Genomic DNA, 17055 nt, shown 5'->3' on the forward strand with positions numbered 1-17055 from the left:
TGCGGCATACCAACCGAATTCTTATTAAAACAGCACATGAAACAAGATCCGCGCTTCCCGAACCTCTTCATCACCGACCACCCGCTGATCCAGCACAAGCTGAGCCACATGCGCGACAAGGCCACGTCCACGCGCACTTTCCGGGAACTGCTGAAGGAAATCACCCTGCTGATGGGGTATGAAATCACCCGCGATCTGCCGCTGACCACCCGCGAAATCGAAACCCCGCTGATGACCATCGACGCGCCTGTGATCGCGGGCCGCAAGCTGGCTGTGGTGCCGATCCTGCGTGCCGGCATCGGCATGAGCGACGGCTTGCTGAACCTGGTGCCATCGGCTCGCGTCGGCCACATCGGCGTGTTCCGCGATCCTGAAACCCACCAGCCGGTGGAATACCTGGTGCGTCTGCCTGACCTGGTCGACCGTACCTTCATCCTGTGCGACCCGATGGTTGCGACCGGCAATTCCGCGGTGCACGCGGTGGATGTGTTGAAGAAGCGCGGCGTATCCGACGACCAGATCATCTTCCTGGCGCTGGTGGCGGCACCGGAAGGCATCGAAGTATTCCAGAAAGCGCATCCAGGCGTGAAGATGTACTGCGCGTCGCTGGACTCCCACCTGAACGACCACGCCTACATTATTCCGGGCCTGGGCGATGCGGGCGACCGCATCTTCGGCACCAAATAAAACCATGACTACCAGGCCGGTCGACCCAGCATTCCAGGACCGGCTGCAGGCGTTGCGCGACAAATATGCAGCAAGCATACCGGAGCGCCTGCAAGCAGTAGCTGATGCGTTGGCCCTCTGCGCCAGCGCCACGCCCGCTCCGCAGCACATCGACCAGCTGCACCATTCACTTCATTCGATAGCCGGTTCCGCCGGTTCCTTCGGTTTCAAAGCGCTAGGTGACGACGCACGCCGTGTCGAACAGATGCTGCGCGCGATGATGGCGGGCCAGAGAGAATGGGAAGGAATTGATGCAGAAGTGAAGCAGTTGTTGCAATTGTCATACAAACAACTGTCTTTGCGACCGCACGATTGATATTTCTCAAACGGGGCCAAAGAATATTGTCTATAGTGACACACATGTGCTCTGCATGCGTCGAATTTGCACAGAACTGCTTTTATTTTCGTAGGAACGTGTTTTTGACGCCTGATTGGGTATAATGCGGGATCGTTTAGATTCAGCTAATTGCTGGGTTCAAGCGATATCACGAGCGAAAGCTCTTTTAACTGTAATAGGAATTGTAATGGCAACTGGTATCGTAAAATGGTTCAATGACGCAAAAGGTTTTGGTTTCATCACCCCTGATGAAGGCGGTGAAGACCTGTTCGCCCACTTCTCGGCGATCCAAAGCACTGGCTTCAAGTCTCTGCAAGAGAACCAACGCGTATCCTTCGAAGTAACCGCTGGCCCAAAAGGTAAGCAAGCTTCGAACATCCAACCGCTGTAAGATCAGCTGGACTAAACGTCAAAAAATCCTCGGGACCCGAGGATTTTTTTTCGCCCCTACATTTTGGGGTCAGGCACTAAACGCGACACAAGCTCATGTTGCATTCGGCGCCTGACCCCAATAATTCGGTTGGGCGTAGGTGTGGCGCAGGAAGTCGACGAAGGCACGAATGCGCAGGGGCAGGTGGCGGCGCTGGGCGAAGACGGCGTAGATGTCGTTGCCCGGCGCCGAGTATTCGTCAAGCACCGTGCGCAGGCGGCCCGCTTCGATGTCGCCGCCCACTTCCCACATTGAGCGCCAGGCCAGGCCTTTCCCCGCCAGCACCCAGTCGTGCAGCACGGCGCCGTCGTTGCAGCTCATATTGCCCGCTACTTTCAAAGTCACGTTCTTGTCGCCGTTCAGGAAGGTCCAGCCGCGCTGGCTGCCTTCGCTGCTGATGGCCATGCAATTGTGCTTGCTCAGATCGTCCAGCGTTTTGGGAATGCCATGCCGTTTCAGATAAGCGGGTGTGCCGACCACGGCGCGGTGATTGTCCGCCAGCTTCACGCTCACCAGGTTGGAATCGGACATCGACGCGATGCGAATGGCCACGTCCACACCTTCACCGATGATGTCCACCACGCGGTCGTTCAGGTTCAGCGTGACCGACACTTCGCGGTGCTCCGCCACAAACGAAGGAATCAGCGGCGCCACATGCTGGCGTCCAAAGCCCGCCGGCGCGGAGATCAGCAAGTGGCCCGTGGCGCGCGCGCTACGCTCGGCCACGGCAGCTTCCGCGCTTTCGAGCTCTGAAAGAATGCGCTGACAGTCCTCCAGAAATGCCGCGCCTTCGTCCGTCAAAGCGAGCTTGCGCGTGGTACGCTGAAGGAGTTTGACGCCCAGTCGCTGCTCCAGCGCATCGAGCCTGCGCCCAATAACGGCGGGCGCTATGCCCTCCGCGCGCGCTGCGGCTGAGAGGCTGCCTCGGTTCACTACTTCTACGAAAGTTGAAATCTGCCTGAACTGACCCATACATCCCCATTTATGACTAAAACGCACAGATGAAGTGCGTTTTAGTCTTGTTTGCATATCTAATTAGTCAATATACTGGAAAAAACCATCACCAACTACCACGGAGAATAATATGAGCATCACTTTGCCAGCAGGTATGGAAATCAAGGGTGACATTGCGCCCGGTTACGAACGCGTATTGACGCCGGAAGCGCTGGCCCTGGTGGCCAAGCTGAGCCGTGCCTTCGAGCCGCGCCGCCAGGAACTGCTGGCTGTGCGCGTAGAGCGCGCCAAGCGCCTCGACGCAGGCGAGCGTCCCGACTTCCTGCCGCAGACCGCGCATATCCGGGAAGGCGACTGGAAGATTGCCCCGATTCCGAAAGCGCTGGAATGCCGCCGTGTGGAAATCACCGGTCCGGTCGACCGCAAGATGGTGATCAATGCGCTGAATTCCGGCGCCGATTCCTATATGACCGACTTCGAGGATTCCAACACCCCGAACTGGAGCAACCAGATCACCGGCCAGCTCAATATGATGGACGCGGTGCGCAAGACCATCTCGCTGGAACAGAACGGCAAGTCCTACAGGCTGAACGACAAGGTCGCCACCCTGGTGGTGCGTCCGCGCGGCTGGCATCTGGACGAAAAGCACGTGCTGGTGGACGGCAAGCGCATCTCCGGCGGCATCTTCGACTTCGCCCTGTTCATGGTGCACAACGCGAAAGAGCAGCTGGCGCGCGGCGCCGGTCCATACTTCTATCTGCCAAAGATGGAATCGCACCTGGAAGCCCGCCTGTGGAACGAGATCTTCGTGATGACCCAGAACGAACTGGGTCTGCCACAAGGCACCATCAAGGCCACCGTGCTGATCGAAACCATTCTCGCCGCTTTCGAAATGGATGAAATCCTGTACGAACTGCGCGAGCACAGCTCCGGCCTGAACGCCGGCCGTTGGGACTACATCTTCAGCTGCATCAAGAAATTCAAGCTGGATAAGGACTTCTGCCTGGCCGACCGCGCCAAGGTCACCATGACGTCGCCGTTCATGCGCTGCTACGCGCTGCTGCTGCTGAAGACCTGCCACAAGCGCAATGCACCGGCGATTGGCGGCATGGCCGCGCTGATCCCGATCAAGAACGATCCGGAGAAGAACGAAGTAGCGATGGGCGGTGTGCGCAACGACAAGGCGCGCGATGCGACCGACGGCTACGATGGCGGCTGGGTGGCCCACCCGGGCCTGGTCGACCTGGCCATGACCGAGTTCAAGAAAGTGCTGGGCGATGCACCGAACCAGATTTCCAAGCAGCGTCCCGACGTCGAAGTGAAGGCTGCCGACCTGATGGACTTCAAGCCGGAAACGCCTATCACCGAAGCAGGTCTGCGCTACAACATCAACGTGGGCATCCACTACCTGGGCAGCTGGCTGGGTGGTAACGGCTGCGTGCCGATCCACAATCTGATGGAAGACGCCGCGACCGCTGAAATCAGCCGCTCGCAAGTCTGGCAGTGGATTCGCTCCTCGAAAGGCGTGCTGGAAGATGGCCGCAAAGTGACTGCGGACATGGTCCGCGCCATGATTCCGGAAGAGCTGCCGAAAGTAAAGGCAGCCGCTCCGGACGGCAGCAGCACCAACTACGAACGCGCCGCGCAGATCTTCGAGAAGATGTCTACCTCGGAATCGTTCGAAGAGTTCCTGACCCTGCCGCTGTACGAAGAAATCTAAACACCGCGCCGCTGCGCCAGGGGCGGCTGGGCGAGGAATCGCTGCAGCCGCTCTTCGTCGATGCGGTGCCCCGCAATGCGCCGCATCAGGGTATCGATGCGGTCCGCGCCCCAGAACAATTCACCTTCGAATTCAAAGGTCGGCACACCGAATACGCCAGCCGCTAGCGCCTGTTCGGTCGCCGCCGCCAGGGACTGCTTGACTTCCGGCGTTGCCGCAGCAGCCAGCAGGGCCTCGCCATCCAGATCGCAAACGCGCGCCACATTGGAGAGCACGGAAGCATCGGATATATCCTGCCCGCCTTCCCATCCTGCGCTCATCATCGCCACCACAAAGCGGATACGCGCGCGGCGGTCCCTGATCGCCGTCGTCATGCGCAAGCCGAGCAGGGGATTGAAGGGATGGCCCGGTGGGCCGACAAACTGCAAGTCCTGAGCGTCGGCCAGCCGCATCACATCGCGGAAGGTCAGCTCACGTTTGGAGGGAATCTCGGCCGGGCCTTTCTGGCCGTTCGCATTCAGCATGGCTGCGAACAGCACTGGCTGCATTTCGACCTGCACACCGGTTGCTTCGATGCGGTCAATTTGCTTGGTGGCCAGCCACGCGAAAGGGCTGATGGGATCGTAATAAAAACGGACTGTTTTGCGCTGCATAAGACTCCCTTCAGAAGGTATTCTTCCACTGTCTTAAAGCTGTGAATACCGCCAGCGGCGAAGCGTTGGCGGACACACGTCCTTCAGCGGCCAGCAGCTCGCCGATGGCGGGCTCCCAGCTGCGAAGGAATGGATTGGTGGCGCGCTCCAGGCCAATGGTGCTGGGTACGGTCGGCACGCCGCGTTCGCGCTTGGCGGTTTCGTTATGCATGCGCTGCTGCAGGAACTCGTTACCCGGCTCCACGGTCAAAGCGAAGCGCAGATTGGACAAGGTGTACTCGTGTGCGCAAAACACCTTGGTCTCGGCAGGCAAGGCGGCCAGCTTGCCAAGCGACTCGGTCATCTGTTCCGGCGTGCCTTCGAACAGCCGGCCGCAGCCGCCCGCGAACAGTGTGTCGCCGCAAAACACCCAGGGCTCGGCGCCGTCGCGCACATAGGCGATATGGCCCCTGGTGTGGCCCGGTACATCCAGCACGCGCAGCTCCAGATCGAGGCCGGGCACCTTCAGATGGTCGCCCTCGGCCAGCGGATCGGTCACTGCGGCAATGCCATCGTTTTCAGGTCCAAATACGGGGACCTGATAATGCTGCAATAATTGAGGCACGCCCCCGATGTGGTCAGCATGGTGGTGGGTGAGTAGAATGGCAGTAAGAACCAGTCCGTGGGCGTTCAAAGCAGCAAGAATTGGTGCCGCGTCGCCGGGATCGACCGCTGCGGCGTGCTGGCCGTCATGAATCAGCCACAGGTAGTTGTCTTGGAAAGCAGGAACGGTGAGAACGGAGACTGAATTGCTCATTGGCTCAAGGGTATCGCATGGATAGCGCAACATCCGAAAAATCCATTATAGCGCTGGACCGCTGGCTGCAAACCCCGCCTGGCGCTTATGTGCGTGCCTGGGAGCAAGCCTGTCTCGACAGTTTGGTGGCCGATATCTTCGGATTCAATGCGGTACAGATCGGCATGCCGCAGATCGATGCATTGGCCGCCAACCGCATGAAAAACAAATGGCTGGCCGATACGCGTGTGCGTCCGCTCGGCATTGAGGGCCTGCGTCCCGTTTCCGTCACTTTTGAACACACCGAACTGCCGTTCGCGGCCCAGAGCCTGGACCTGGTGGTGATGCCGCATGTGCTGGAATTCGCCGCCGAACCGCACCAGCTGCTGCGCGAAGTCGAGCGCGTGCTGATGCCGGAAGGGCAGTTGATCATTTGCGGCTTCAATCCGCGCAGCCTGTGGGGCATGCGCCAGGTGACGGCGCGCGTGACCGGCGCCCACTATCTGCCGGAAGCGGGCGAGTTCATCTCTATGCCGCGCATCAAGGACTGGTTAAAATTGCTGAATATGGGCGTCAGCCAGAGCCACTTCGGCTGCTACGCGCCTGCTGCCCGCACCGATCGCTGGCTGTCGCGCTTCTCCTTCATGGATAAAGCGGGCCAGCGCTACTGGCCGTATTTCGGCGCGGTGTACATGGTGCAGGCGATCAAGCGGGTGAAGGGCATGCGCCTGATCGGTCCGGCCTGGGCCAAAAAACAGGCCAAGGCACCGGTGGCGGTGCCGGCCGCAAACAAACATAGAGAATTCCTGGATGGACAAGGTTGAGATTTTTACCGACGGCGCGTGCAAGGGTAATCCCGGCGTCGGCGGATGGGGCGCGCTGATGATGGCGGGCGACGCGCAAAAAGAACTGTTCGGCGGCGAGCTGAATACCACCAATAACCGCATGGAGCTGACCGCGGTGATCGAATCGCTGCGGGCTTTGAAGCGCCCTTGCGAAGTGGTGCTGCACACGGACAGCCAATACGTCCAGAAGGGTATCAGCGAATGGATACACGGCTGGAAGGCGCGTGGCTGGAAAACCTCGACCAAGGAGCCGGTGAAGAATGCCGACCTGTGGCAGGCGCTGGACGAAGCCCAGGCCGTGCACAAGGTGGACTGGCGCTGGGTGCGCGGCCACAACGGCCATCCGGGCAACGAGCGCGCCGACCAGCTGGCGAACCTGGGCGTGGAATCGGTTCGCCGCAAGTGACCTGCTATACTGCTGAGCTCGCGTTGAACCAGAAATAATGAGAACCATGCGCCAAATCGTCCTCGATACAGAAACCACCGGCATCAATCCCAAACAGGGCAATCGCATCATCGAAATCGGCTGCGTCGAACTGGTCAACCGCACGCTGACGGGCAATAACTTCCACTGCTACATCAATCCTGAGCGCGACTCGGAAGAGGGCGCGCTGGCGGTACACGGCCTGACCACGGAATTTTTGAGCGACAAGCCGCGTTTCCATGAAATCGTGGAAGGACTGCGCGAATACATTCGCGATGCGGAAGTCATCATCCACAATGCACCGTTTGACCTCGGATTCCTGAACCACGAATTCGGCATGCTGAAACTGCCGTCTTTCGACGATCACATCGGCGGCGTGATTGACACGCTGGTGCAGGCGAAGGAAATGCGTCCCGGTAAGCGCAACTCGCTGGACGCGCTGTGCGACCACTTCGGCATCTCCAACGCCCACCGCAAACTGCACGGCGCGCTGCTTGACGCCGAGCTGCTGGCCGATGTGTACTTGGCCATGACCCGGGGCCAGAATTCGCTAGGGATGGACATCGTGGTGGAAGCCAGCGGTGGCGGCATCCAGCTGGAGCAGGTGGCCTTGGGCGAGATCATCGTCATGCGCGCCTCCGACGACGAAATCGCCGCCCACGAAGACCTGCTGAACGGTCTCGACAAAGCCGTCAAAGGCAGCTGCGTCTGGCGCACCCCCGCTGCTTGACGTGCTCTATGGCGGCATCTATAATGCTGCTTCTTCGGGAGGTTAGCTCAGGGGTAGAGCACTGCATTCACACTGCAGGGGTCGCAAGTTCGAAACTTGCACTTCCCACCAGAATTCTCAAAAGGCCTGCGTTCATCGCGGGCCTTTTTCATTTCCAATGCGGGGTCAGATCTGACCCCGAATAAAAAAGCCGCCGGGCTTGCGCGTGGCGGCTTTGTGGTGCGGGAAGTTCGATTAGAACTTGTACGCTACGCCTACGGACAGGTTCTTGGTGTCGTTGGCAACGCGCTGGAACTCGACGCGAGCGGATACGTTGGCGTTGAAGGCGTAGCCCAGGCCGATGCCAGCCAGGGTGCCATTGTCGTCGGCAGAGTAGCCACGCACGTCTACTTTCAGATTGTTGTAGCCCAGACGGCCGAATGCGGAGAAGCCGTTGCTGAACGGTACGGAACCGATTACGGACACAGCGGCCTGCTTGGTCTTAGCGTCGAAGCCCATGATCTTGAAGGTGCCCAGGTCGCGGTAGCCCACTTCCACTGCTACGTTCTGGTTGAATTGGTAACCTGCGAAACCGCCTACGCTGGTTTCTTTGCCGAAGTCGTCCACTTTGGTGCGGCCGACGTCTGCGCCGATGTAGAAGCCCGCGTCAGCGGCTTGAGCGGCGATGGAGGTAACGGCGAGGATTGCTGCGGCGATGAAATTCTTGTTCATTTTTTTCCTTGATAATTATTACGTTGCCATCATTGATCTGAGGCAACATAGCATTTTACCAATTGCCAAAAAGTATTGCAAGATTGATTTCCATGCGGATAGACATTGATTTCCTGCCGCGCTAGCTCGCGCCACGGATTCCCCGTCTGCGTTAATGTTCTTGCATGAATGACCAGCGAATTGATCCGACTCTTTCGCCTCTGAGCGGCATACCAGCGCCGGAGGCGTCGCCACGTCCGGCCGATGCGCCGACGGTGCAGCATGATGTGCCGCCGCCCGGAGCGCGTATGCCTCCTGCGCCGAAGCATTCGGCGTCGCCGTACGCGACGTTGCCGCCGGGCGGCAGGCGCGTGGCGGAGGCGGCCGCCGCTGCGGCAGCGGATTCAGCACATGGCGCGGGAATGCATGCCAACTGGGCCACACCGGTCGGCGCCACCACGCATCCGGACTTCAAGCCGGGCGCCGAGCACTGGGGCGATCCAAACGAGGAGGCCGCTGCTGCCGGCAGCGTTCGCCGATCTACGCTGTGGGCCATCGTGATGTTGATCGGCGCGTCACTGGTGCTGGTGGGAATGTGGATGTTCCGGAACGTGTCGGTGGAGCGCGACCTGGCTACGCTGGCGCGCCATGCCTCGCTGCCAGCTTTCCGTCAGGCGGCTTCGGCGCCGGAAATCGCCGCTGTGGAGCCGAGCGCCAAAGATGCTGCGGTGGTTACGGAAACACCGCCGGTACCTGCGCCTGCTTCCGGTACGGGGCAAGCGGGCGAGTCGGGCAGTGGCCCTGACGCAGCTTCCCCGCGCATGCAAGGCTTTGCTGCGGCGCCGGTTATCCCAACGCCACGCAAGCAATTCGTACAATCGGGCAGGGCCGGTGTGGCGTCATCGGCCGCACAAGTCCGTCCACGTACGCCGCGCAAAGAGCGCATTACGCGCGACCTGTACGCGGAAGTGTTTCGCCGTTGCCCGCCGCCGGGCGCTTACGGCGCGCTGGAATGCCGCAAACACATCTGCAATGGCGCCGAGGGCAGGGGACCGGCCTGCCGCCACATCAACAAATTGAAACTCTGAGCGGGTACAATCGCACGCAAGTCACCCAACCGGATCGTGGATTGAAAAACCTGACCATCGCCGACCGCAGCCTGGAATGGCTGCTGGCGTCGGCAACCGACGCCATGCTGATCGTGGACAAGCAAGGGCAGATCGTCCTCGCCAATCCTGCATTGGAGCGCCTGTTCGGCTACGAACATGGCGCGCTGGCAGGCAAAACGCTGGAAACCCTGATTCCCGAACGCTTCCGCCAGGAGCACACCGGCCTGCGCAGTCACTACATTGGCCATCCGCGTCCGCGCGCAATGGGCGCGGGCATGGAGCTGTTCGCGGTGCGTAAGGACGGCAGCGAATTCATGGTGGAAGTCAGCCTGTCTCCGCTGCAAAGCTCCGACATGCAGCCGGTCGTCATGGCCACCATTTACGACATCAGCGCCCGCAAACAGGCCGAACGCGCCTTGCAGGACAGCGAGCGCCGCATGCGTGCCGTGTTCGAAACGGCGGTTGACGCCATCATCACGATCGATGAGCGCGGCATCATGGAGCGCGTGAACCCAGCGGCGGAGCGCATGTTCGGCTATTCCGAAGCTGAGGTGTGCGGCAAGAATGTGTCCATGTTGATGCCATCGCCGCATCGTGAGCAGCATGATGGCTATCTGGCGCATTATGCGCAGACAGGCGAGAAGCGCGTTATCGGCAAGGGCCGCGAAGTGGAGGGCTTGCGGCGCGATGGCTCGGTGTTCCCAATGGACCTCGCCGTGGCGGAAATGGAAATCGGCGGTCGCCGCATGTTCACAGGCCTGGTGCGCGACATCACCGAGCGCAAACAAGCCGAAGCCCAGGGCAGGGAAATGCAGGCGCGCTTGCGCGAACTCGCTGCGCATCAAGAGAAGATCAAGGAGCACGAGCGCACGCGCATCGCACAGGAGATCCACGACGAGCTGGGCGGTCTGCTCACCGGCATGAAGGCTTATGTCAATGTGCTGATCGAACGTGCGGGCGCGCAGTCCGATCCGCTATTGGGTGAAGTGCAAGGCCTGACGCAGGAGGCCATCGATACGGTGCGGCGCGTGATCACGGACCTGCGCCCCAGCGTGCTCGATCAACTGGGCGTGTGGGCGGCGCTGGAATGGTACGCGGAACAAGTGCAGCAGCGCACAGGCTTGCGCTGCGTATGCGATATCGCACCGGAGCTGTCGGATCTCGCCGTCGATGCGGAGCGCAGCACCATGCTGTTCCGCATCGCGCAGGAAGCGCTGACCAATGTGGTGCGCCATGCGCAAGCGACGGAAGTGCGCGTGTCCGCAGCGCGTGATGGCGGCGCAGTGCTGCTGACGGTGAAAGACAACGGCAAAGGCATCGACAAGACGCGCTTGCTGGATAAGGAATCGTGGGGAATTTTGGGTATGCATGAAAGGACGCGCGGCTTTGGCGGCGAACTGACCATCACCGGGACGCCGGGACAAGGCACGCTGCTGCAATTGCGTCTGCCGCTGGAGGCGCACCATGACTGACAAGATCAGCGTTCTGCTGGTGGACGACCACGCCATCGCACGCAACGGCGTACGCCTGATGCTCGGTACTGCTGCGGACATCAGCGTCGATGGCGAGGCAAGCAATGCGGTGGAGGCCATGGAGCGCGTGGCTGAGCGCAAGTTTGATGTGGCGCTGGTCGACATCAAAATGCCGGGCAAGAATGGACTCGATCTGCTGAAATGCCTGCGCAATGAATACCCGCGCATGGCGGTGCTGATTTTGAGTACCTACTCCGAAGAGATTTACGCAGTGCGCGCGCTGAAGCTCGGCGCGTCGGGCTATCTGACCAAGGACGCGCCGACGTCCACCTTGATTGAAGCGGTGCGCAAGGCGGCGGCGGGTGGCAAGCACGTGAGTCCGGCGCTGCTGGAAAAGCTGGCAAGCCTGGTCGGCGGCGGTGCGACCGGCGATCACGAAAATCTGTCCAACCGTGAGCTGGAGGTGCTGAAGATGATCGCGGCAGGTGAATCCCTGGTGCGCATCGGCGAACTGCTGCACCTGAGCCCCAATACGGTGACGACTTATCGCAGCCGCATTCTTGACAAAATGGGTATGGCGAGCAATGCGGAGCTCACGCGCTACGCTCTGGAACACGGCCTGATTTGAGTTTGTAGGGGAAGCCCTACATGAACTGCATGGGGAGCCCGATATTCTTCCGGGCGGCCAGCGGCGATACTGGCGGTGCCGATTATCTGGAGCCGCAAAATGAAGACCGTCGCGAAGTGCTCGCTGTGCAGTTTTAATAAGCTTTGCCTGCCACAAGGCCTGAATGACAATGATGTGGCCCGTCTGGACCAGATCATTGCCCGACGCCGCCGTGTGCCGCGCGATGAGCGTCTGTATGCCGCCGGCCAGCCTTTCAACAGCCTGTTTGCGGTGCGTTTCGGTCATTTCAAGACTTCGCAGGTCAATCAGCGCGGCGAGCAGCAGATTGGCGGCTTTCACATGGCCGGCGATTTGCTGGGAATGGAAGCCATCGGCGGTGGCATGCATACGGTCGATGCAGTGGCGCTGGAGGACAGTGAAGTCTGCGAGATTCCATTCGCCCGGCTGCAGGAGCTGGTCATGCAGGTGCCAGTGCTGCTGCAGCAGTTCCATCGCACGATGAGCCGCGAGATTCAACGCGAGCAGTCGGTGATGCTGTTCCTGAGCCATATGCGCGCCGAGCAGCGCATGGCGCTTTTCCTCTTGAATCTCTCCGGCCGTTATGCGCAGCGCGGTTTGTCGTCCACCACCTTCCAGCTGCGCATGTCGCGTGAGGACATCGGGGGCTATCTTGGCTTGACCGTGGAAAGCGTGAGCCGTCAGCTGGCGCGTTTGCGCGGCGATGGCCTGATCGCGCTGAATAACCGCGATCTTCAGATTCTTGATCGTCCACGCCTTGAGGCGCTGTCCAGCGGTATGGCAGCCGACGTCATCCCGGTGGCACGGGCAGCCTGATTACCAGCGTACTGCACTAAATTGCACGGCCAGGTGGTCGACGAATAGCCGTGTACGTGCAGGGAGCGCGCGGCCGCTCGGCCATAGCGCGTGAATCGGCACTGGCGGCGGCTCAAATTCCCGCAGAATGATTTCGACGCGGCCTTCGTCCAGCATTTTCCGTATTTGCCAGAAAGGCGCCATGCCGGCGCCGAGTCCGCAGGCGACAGCTTCGTTGGCTGCGGCGGCATCGTTCGCGCTGAATGGGCCTTTTACCTTGATGTGATGAATTTTGCCGCCGATCGTGGCGGGCCATTGCTTGCGGTCTGCGCCTGTGTTGCGCAGGACGCAGGGCAGGGCGGCGAGTTCGTCCGGGTGTGGCGGACGGCCGTGTTGCTGAATCCACGCCGTCGATGCAAAGAACACACGGCGTAGCTGCGCCAGCTTGCGCGCTTTTAATGAAGAATCCGGAAGTTCACCGACGCGGATTGCCAGATCCAGCTTGTCGGCGACCAGGTCGGCATGCCGTTCGCTCAACACTAATTCCACGTCGATTTCAGGCCAGCGCTGCATGAAACTGGCGGCCATTGGCGTGAGCCATGTCGCGCCGAACAGCACAGGCGCTGCCACGCGCAGCTTGCCGCGCGGGTTGTCGCCGTCGCGGCGGGCAGATTCGCGAGCCGCTTCGATGTCGGCCAGCGCGCGCCGAATACGCTCAAGGAAGGCTGCGCCGGCAGGCGTGGCTTGCAGGCGGCGCGTGGTGCGCTGAATCAGCTGTGTACCGATTTCCGCTTCCAGTTCGGCCAGCGAGCGGCTTACCGCTTGCAGCGAACGGCCGGTACGCCTGGCGGCCTCCGTCAGCGAACCGCCGTCCAGGATGGCGATGAATGTCGCATAGTCGTCTAGAGTGCTCATGATTCTCCCGATTTACGAGAGAGTGTATCAATAATCATCAGTATTGTTGCTAGTCATGAGCACAATTATGCTGGGGCTTTGCATAAGGAGATGTCATGCCCCAGCTCTTTCATATCGATTCTTTCACTCGTACGCGCTTCCGCGGCAACCCGGCTGGCGTTGTATTGGATGCGGATGGGCTGTCCGAAGCGGAGATGCAGGACATTGCGCGCGAACTCAAACATTCGGAGACGGCGTTCGTGCTTCGTCCAACCGCGCCGGATCACGACGTGTGGGTGCGCTTCTTTACGCCGACTGTGGAGGTGCCGGTGTGCGGGCATGCGACCATCGCAGCGCACTACGCTCTGGCGCATGTTCGTAGTGCCGTGGCCGGATCGGCGGCGAAGCCCAGCCTTATCCAGCGCACCGGCGCGGGACTGCAACGCGTAACTGCTGTGCGCGATGGCGGCGATTGGCGGATCGAGATCGAGCAGGGTGCAATCAGCTTTGGTCCGCCGCTGGACGATACGTGGCGCGAGAGGATTGCGCGCGCGCTGCGGCTGGAAGTCGGCGCAGCAGCCCTGGCGCCGATGCCCGGCCGACAGCCGGTGCAGGTGGTGTCGACTGGTCATTCAAAGGTCATGGTGCCGCTGCGCGACAACTATCCGCTGGACGCCATCAAGCCCGACATGCAAGCGCTGGCGGCGTTAAGCGCTGAACTTGGCTGCAACGGCTGGTTTCCGTTTGTGATCAGCGGCGCGCAGCGCACGGATGGCCGCATGTTCGCACCGGCGATCGGCATTGCCGAGGACCCGGTCACGGGTAACGCCAACGGCCCGCTGGGCGCCTACCTGGTGAAGCACAGTCTGATGCCGCACGGTGAGCACGAACTGAACTTCGAGGGACATCAGGGCCACGCCATGCGCCGCGACGGCATCGTGTATGTGCGCGTGGCCGTAAGCGGCGGCGCGCCGAAAAGCGTCACCATTGCCGGCGACGCCGTCATCCTGTTTCGAACAGAAATTTAGAGGAAGCGGTCGAGGATTTTCTTGCTGTGCTTATCCAGATTGAACTGGTCGCGGATCAGGAAGTTGATGCCGTGGGTGTCGGACACCAGCAGCGACACCGAGCCAATGCGGCGAATATCTTCTTCGCCGCGCAGCACGAATTCCGTGTCGCCGCGGTCGGTCTTGACCTTCCAGGTGCAGGGTGTGGCGTAGCTGGTCACGCTCTGGATCGTCTGGATTACCGGCATGAACTCGCGGCCCGCGAGGTCCTCGCGCACCATGTCCGCCTGCTCGGATGGCAGGTCGGACAGGTGATCGAGCCATGCGATCTCCTTGCCATCGGTGTTGACGAGGGACAGGCCTTCTTCCGGCGCCTGGATCGGGAAAGCGCGTACCGGCGCCACGTTTTCGTACAGCGTGCCTGCGGCGTCGGTCAGGTTCAGGCGGCCGAAGCTGTCGCGGTGCAGGGTGAAATTAGTTATCGTCATGGCGGGTGTTTGCTTTGTCATCCAGGTCGGTATCGACGTTACGTGCCTGTGCCTGATACAGGCGGTAGTAGGCGCCTTCGCGCGCCATCAATTCTTCGTGCGGGCCTTCTTCTACAACCTGGCCGCGGTCCATCACCACCAGGCGGTTGGCGCGCTGCAGCGTGGATAGGCGGTGCGCAATCGCAATCGTGGTGCGGCCCGCCACCAGATTGTCCAGCGCTTTCTGGATTTCTTTTTCGGTTTCGGAGTCGACGGACGCTGTGGCTTCGTCGAGGATCAGGATGCGCGGATCGATCAGCAGTGCACGGGCAATCGAAATACGTTGGCGTTCACCGCCGGACAAGCCCTGTCCGCGCTCGCCCACGATCGAATCGTAGCCCTGCGGCAGGCGCAGGATGAAGTCGTGCGCGTGGGCCGCGCGAGCGGCAGCCATGATTTCGGCGCGCGTGGCTTCCGGCTTACCGTAAGCGATGTTCTCGGCGATGGTGCCGAAGAAGAGGAAAGGCTCCTGCAGCACCAGGCCGATATTGCGGCGGTAGTCGGACACCGCATAGTTGCGGATATCCACGCCATCCAGCAGGATCGCACCTTCCGCGACGTCGTAGAAGCGGCAGATCAGGTTGACTAGGGTGGACTTGCCGGAGCCGGAATGGCCCACCAGGCCGATCATTTCGCCGGCTTTGATATCCAGGTTCACCCCGCGGTTGACGGAGCGGTTCCCGTAACGGAAGCCCACTTCGCGCAAGGTGATATTGCCTTCCACCTTGGTCACCTTCTGCGGCTGTGCAGGTTCCGGCACGCTCGAAACGTGGTCCAGAATATCGAAGATACGCTTGGCAGCGGAGGCGGATTTCTGCGTCACCGACACGATGCGGCTCATCGAATCCAGACGGCCATAGAAACGGGTCGAGTAAGTCACGAACAGCGTCAGCGTACCAACGGTGATGTTGGCCTTCGATACTTGCCAGATACCGAACACCCAGATCACCAGGATGCCCAGTTCGGTCAGGAAGGACACGGTTGGCGAGAACAGCGACCACACCTTGTTCAACTTATCGTTGGCAGCCAGGTTGTGCTTGTTCGCCATGCGGAAGCGGTTCGCTTCGCGGGATTCCTGCGCGAAGGCTTTCACCACGCGAATGCCGGGAATCGTATCGGCCAGCACGTTGGTCACTTCGCCCCACACACGGTCGATCTTCTCGAAGCCGGTGCGCAGCTTGTCGCGCACCAGGTGGATCAGCCAGGCGATGATAGGCAGCGGCACCAGCGTTACAAAGGCCAGCCATGGATCGGTGCTGAACAGGATCACACCCGTCATGATGATCATCAGGCAGTCGGAGGCAAAGTCCAGCAAGTGCAGCGAAAGGAAGACGCAGATGCGGTCCGATTCGGAACCTATACGCGACATCAGATCGCCCGTACGCTTGCCGCCGAAGTATTCCAGCGACAGGCGCAGCAAGTGTTCATAGGTCGTGGTGCGCAGGTCGGCGCCGATACGTTCAGACACCAGGGCCAGCACATAAGTCTTGCCCCAGCCCAGAATCCAGGCCAGCACGGCGGATGCGGTCAGGCCCGCCATATACATCGCGACCAGCTTCACATCGACCGGTTTGCCGTTCTGATACGGAATGAGCACATCGTCCATCAGCGGCTTACTGAGGTAAGGCGGGATCATGTGCGCGCCGGTGGACAGCAGCATCAGTGCGAAGCCGAAGCCCAGCGGCCAGCGGTAAGGCTTGGCGAAACGCCACAGGCGGAACAGGGTCCAGGTCGAAGGCGGCGTATAAACCACCTTGGTGCAGACCGGGCATTCTTCCTGGTCCGGTTCCAGCGGCGCTTTGCAGGTGGGGCAGGAGTGATCTTCAACTTTGACCGGCGGCTGGCCGTTGACGAAGGCATCCTGCAGGCGTACGAAGGCTTCGGACAGGCGCTGCGCCAGCAGATTCTGGCCCAGAGTGAAGCGCCAGGACGCCAGACGGCCCATATCATCGACCAGTTCCAGATGGCCTACGCCGGCGTGATCGTGCAGTTTGAGCGACATACCGCGGCGATAAGTCCAGTCACGCCATACCGTTTCCCCCGGTGCGCGTGCCATAATGCGGCGCTCTGTGAGGATAACCAGACCTTTGTTGAAGTGTAGCTTGGCGTCAAGGTCAACCTCGAGGGCGCTCAAAACGTTTTCCCCTGAAGAAAGCTGCAACTGAGCTTCGGAGCGCCAGACTTCCGGCAGTTCGGTCAAACTCAGTTCAGAGGAAAGTTGGTTTGTTATCATTATGTGACTTGCTCCATGCGACAGCTTTGCCAAGTGGCAAGAATCGCAAAACAGTGGGAAAATAGTGGACGGGCGGAGTATACCGCAA

Annotated in this window: 19 protein-coding genes and 1 tRNA gene; 13 read left to right on the forward strand and 7 right to left on the reverse strand. The window is 60.6% G+C overall.

The window, feature by feature from the left end; all coding sequences use genetic code 11:
• Positions 1-36 precede the first annotated feature (36 nt).
• The 3 genes from upp (at position 37) to AB4Z19_RS06020 (ending at position 1454) form a co-directional block, all read left to right on the forward strand.
• A complete protein-coding gene (upp, locus tag AB4Z19_RS06010) occupies positions 37-687 on the forward strand; it encodes a uracil phosphoribosyltransferase (protein WP_442026289.1) in 651 nt (216 codons plus the stop codon).
• A gap of 4 nt (positions 688-691) precedes the next feature.
• Complete coding sequence (locus AB4Z19_RS06015) at positions 692-1042, forward strand: Hpt domain-containing protein (protein WP_442026288.1); 351 nt, start codon at positions 692-694, stop codon at positions 1040-1042.
• Between the two features lie 208 nt (positions 1043-1250).
• Positions 1251-1454 (forward strand): cold-shock protein, encoded by a 204-nt coding sequence (locus AB4Z19_RS06020; RefSeq protein WP_442026287.1) that lies wholly within the window; start codon positions 1251-1253, stop codon positions 1452-1454.
• Positions 1455-1547: 93 nt separating this feature from the next.
• On the opposite strand, the gene AB4Z19_RS06025 is transcribed toward AB4Z19_RS06020, so the two are convergent.
• Entirely contained in the window at positions 1548-2465 is a 918-nt protein-coding gene (locus AB4Z19_RS06025; RefSeq protein WP_442026286.1) for a LysR family transcriptional regulator, read from the reverse strand.
• A gap of 112 nt (positions 2466-2577) precedes the next feature.
• Between AB4Z19_RS06025 and aceB the strand changes: the two genes are divergently transcribed.
• The gene (gene aceB / locus AB4Z19_RS06030) at positions 2578-4167 is read left to right on the forward strand and encodes a malate synthase A (protein WP_442034655.1); all 1590 of its coding nucleotides are present in this window, start codon (positions 2578-2580) and stop codon (positions 4165-4167) included.
• Here the strand turns inward: aceB and AB4Z19_RS06035 are convergent.
• Together AB4Z19_RS06035 and gloB are read right to left on the reverse strand one after the other, a co-directional pair.
• On the reverse strand, positions 4164-4820 hold the full coding sequence (locus AB4Z19_RS06035) for a 2-hydroxychromene-2-carboxylate isomerase (protein WP_442029165.1): 657 nt from the start codon (positions 4818-4820) through the stop codon (positions 4164-4166). The two genes, aceB and AB4Z19_RS06035, sit on opposite strands and share 4 nt — an antisense overlap.
• A gap of 10 nt (positions 4821-4830) precedes the next feature.
• The gene (gene gloB / locus AB4Z19_RS06040) at positions 4831-5616 is read right to left on the reverse strand and encodes a hydroxyacylglutathione hydrolase (protein ID WP_442029167.1); all 786 of its coding nucleotides are present in this window, start codon (positions 5614-5616) and stop codon (positions 4831-4833) included.
• A 17-nt stretch (positions 5617-5633) separates the two neighbouring features.
• Here gloB and AB4Z19_RS06045 point away from each other — a divergent pair, with 17 nt between their 5' ends.
• From AB4Z19_RS06045 to AB4Z19_RS06060, 4 genes are all read left to right on the forward strand, one after another.
• Positions 5634-6419, forward strand: a complete 786-nt coding sequence (locus tag AB4Z19_RS06045; RefSeq protein WP_442030043.1) for a class I SAM-dependent methyltransferase — start codon at positions 5634-5636, stop codon at positions 6417-6419.
• The gene (gene rnhA / locus AB4Z19_RS06050; protein WP_442030045.1) at positions 6406-6846 is read left to right on the forward strand and encodes a ribonuclease HI; all 441 of its coding nucleotides are present in this window, start codon (positions 6406-6408) and stop codon (positions 6844-6846) included. The genes AB4Z19_RS06045 and rnhA overlap by 14 nt, the downstream gene beginning before the upstream one ends.
• A gap of 46 nt (positions 6847-6892) precedes the next feature.
• On the forward strand, positions 6893-7594 hold the full coding sequence (gene dnaQ, locus AB4Z19_RS06055; protein ID WP_442034656.1) for a DNA polymerase III subunit epsilon: 702 nt from the start codon (positions 6893-6895) through the stop codon (positions 7592-7594).
• Positions 7595-7630: 36 nt separating this feature from the next.
• Positions 7631-7705: transfer RNA gene (locus tag AB4Z19_RS06060), tRNA-Val, on the forward strand.
• A 123-nt stretch (positions 7706-7828) separates the two neighbouring features.
• Here AB4Z19_RS06060 and AB4Z19_RS06065 read toward each other — a convergent pair.
• The gene (locus tag AB4Z19_RS06065; RefSeq protein ID WP_442029935.1) at positions 7829-8305 is read right to left on the reverse strand and encodes an outer membrane beta-barrel protein; all 477 of its coding nucleotides are present in this window, start codon (positions 8303-8305) and stop codon (positions 7829-7831) included.
• A gap of 164 nt (positions 8306-8469) precedes the next feature.
• Here AB4Z19_RS06065 and AB4Z19_RS06070 point away from each other — a divergent pair, with 164 nt between their 5' ends.
• The 4 genes from AB4Z19_RS06070 (at position 8470) to fnr (ending at position 12327) form a co-directional block, all read left to right on the forward strand.
• Positions 8470-9372, forward strand: a complete 903-nt coding sequence (locus AB4Z19_RS06070) for a hypothetical protein (protein ID WP_442034658.1) — start codon at positions 8470-8472, stop codon at positions 9370-9372.
• Between the two features lie 41 nt (positions 9373-9413).
• A complete protein-coding gene (locus AB4Z19_RS06075; protein ID WP_442034660.1) occupies positions 9414-10865 on the forward strand; it encodes a PAS domain-containing sensor histidine kinase in 1452 nt (483 codons plus the stop codon).
• Complete coding sequence (locus AB4Z19_RS06080; protein WP_442034662.1) at positions 10858-11493, forward strand: response regulator; 636 nt, start codon at positions 10858-10860, stop codon at positions 11491-11493. Before AB4Z19_RS06075 ends, AB4Z19_RS06080 begins: the two co-directional genes overlap by 8 nt.
• 99 nt (positions 11494-11592) lie before the next feature.
• Positions 11593-12327 carry a fumarate/nitrate reduction transcriptional regulator Fnr gene (gene fnr, locus AB4Z19_RS06085; protein ID WP_442028115.1) on the forward strand — a complete coding sequence of 245 codons (735 nt, stop codon included), beginning with the start codon at positions 11593-11595 and terminating at the stop codon, positions 12325-12327.
• On the opposite strand, the gene AB4Z19_RS06090 is transcribed toward fnr, so the two are convergent.
• Entirely contained in the window at positions 12328-13221 is an 894-nt protein-coding gene (locus AB4Z19_RS06090) for a LysR family transcriptional regulator (RefSeq protein ID WP_442028114.1), read from the reverse strand. It abuts the gene before it with no gap.
• 95 nt (positions 13222-13316) lie between these two features.
• Here AB4Z19_RS06090 and AB4Z19_RS06095 point away from each other — a divergent pair, with 95 nt between their 5' ends.
• Entirely contained in the window at positions 13317-14228 is a 912-nt protein-coding gene (locus AB4Z19_RS06095) for a PhzF family isomerase (protein WP_442028112.1), read from the forward strand.
• On the opposite strand, the gene AB4Z19_RS06100 is transcribed toward AB4Z19_RS06095, so the two are convergent.
• Together AB4Z19_RS06100 and AB4Z19_RS06105 are read right to left on the reverse strand one after the other, a co-directional pair.
• The gene (locus AB4Z19_RS06100) at positions 14225-14695 is read right to left on the reverse strand and encodes a cyanophycin metabolism-associated DUF1854 family protein (RefSeq protein ID WP_442034663.1); all 471 of its coding nucleotides are present in this window, start codon (positions 14693-14695) and stop codon (positions 14225-14227) included. The genes AB4Z19_RS06095 and AB4Z19_RS06100 overlap by 4 nt on opposite strands.
• Positions 14682-16967 carry a cyanophycin metabolism-associated ABC transporter gene (locus AB4Z19_RS06105; RefSeq protein ID WP_442034665.1) on the reverse strand — a complete coding sequence of 762 codons (2286 nt, stop codon included), beginning with the start codon at positions 16965-16967 and terminating at the stop codon, positions 14682-14684. Before AB4Z19_RS06105 ends, AB4Z19_RS06100 begins: the two co-directional genes overlap by 14 nt.
• Positions 16968-17055 lie beyond the last annotated feature (88 nt).

Origin of the sequence: Pseudoduganella sp. RAF19, assembly GCF_052114165.1 — a bacterium.
GTDB lineage: Bacteria > Pseudomonadota > Gammaproteobacteria > Burkholderiales > Burkholderiaceae_D > Rugamonas.

Coding starts and splice junctions, on each gene's coding strand:
- upp (WP_442026289.1), top strand. CDS start 37: ATGAAACAAGATCCGCGCTTCCCGAACCTCTTCATCACCGACCACCCG.
- AB4Z19_RS06015 (WP_442026288.1), top strand. CDS start 692: ATGACTACCAGGCCGGTCGACCCAGCATTCCAGGACCGGCTGCAGGCG.
- AB4Z19_RS06020 (WP_442026287.1), top strand. CDS start 1,251: ATGGCAACTGGTATCGTAAAATGGTTCAATGACGCAAAAGGTTTTGGT.
- AB4Z19_RS06025 (WP_442026286.1), bottom strand. CDS start 2,465: ATGGGTCAGTTCAGGCAGATTTCAACTTTCGTAGAAGTAGTGAACCGA.
- aceB (WP_442034655.1), top strand. CDS start 2,578: ATGAGCATCACTTTGCCAGCAGGTATGGAAATCAAGGGTGACATTGCG.
- AB4Z19_RS06035 (WP_442029165.1), bottom strand. CDS start 4,820: ATGCAGCGCAAAACAGTCCGTTTTTATTACGATCCCATCAGCCCTTTC.
- gloB (WP_442029167.1), bottom strand. CDS start 5,616: ATGAGCAATTCAGTCTCCGTTCTCACCGTTCCTGCTTTCCAAGACAAC.
- AB4Z19_RS06045 (WP_442030043.1), top strand. CDS start 5,634: ATGGATAGCGCAACATCCGAAAAATCCATTATAGCGCTGGACCGCTGG.
- rnhA (WP_442030045.1), top strand. CDS start 6,406: ATGGACAAGGTTGAGATTTTTACCGACGGCGCGTGCAAGGGTAATCCC.
- dnaQ (WP_442034656.1), top strand. CDS start 6,893: ATGCGCCAAATCGTCCTCGATACAGAAACCACCGGCATCAATCCCAAA.
- AB4Z19_RS06065 (WP_442029935.1), bottom strand. CDS start 8,305: ATGAACAAGAATTTCATCGCCGCAGCAATCCTCGCCGTTACCTCCATC.
- AB4Z19_RS06070 (WP_442034658.1), top strand. CDS start 8,470: ATGAATGACCAGCGAATTGATCCGACTCTTTCGCCTCTGAGCGGCATA.
- AB4Z19_RS06080 (WP_442034662.1), top strand. CDS start 10,858: ATGACTGACAAGATCAGCGTTCTGCTGGTGGACGACCACGCCATCGCA.
- fnr (WP_442028115.1), top strand. CDS start 11,593: ATGAAGACCGTCGCGAAGTGCTCGCTGTGCAGTTTTAATAAGCTTTGC.
- AB4Z19_RS06090 (WP_442028114.1), bottom strand. CDS start 13,221: ATGAGCACTCTAGACGACTATGCGACATTCATCGCCATCCTGGACGGC.
- AB4Z19_RS06095 (WP_442028112.1), top strand. CDS start 13,317: ATGCCCCAGCTCTTTCATATCGATTCTTTCACTCGTACGCGCTTCCGC.
- AB4Z19_RS06100 (WP_442034663.1), bottom strand. CDS start 14,695: ATGACGATAACTAATTTCACCCTGCACCGCGACAGCTTCGGCCGCCTG.
- AB4Z19_RS06105 (WP_442034665.1), bottom strand. CDS start 16,967: ATGATAACAAACCAACTTTCCTCTGAACTGAGTTTGACCGAACTGCCG.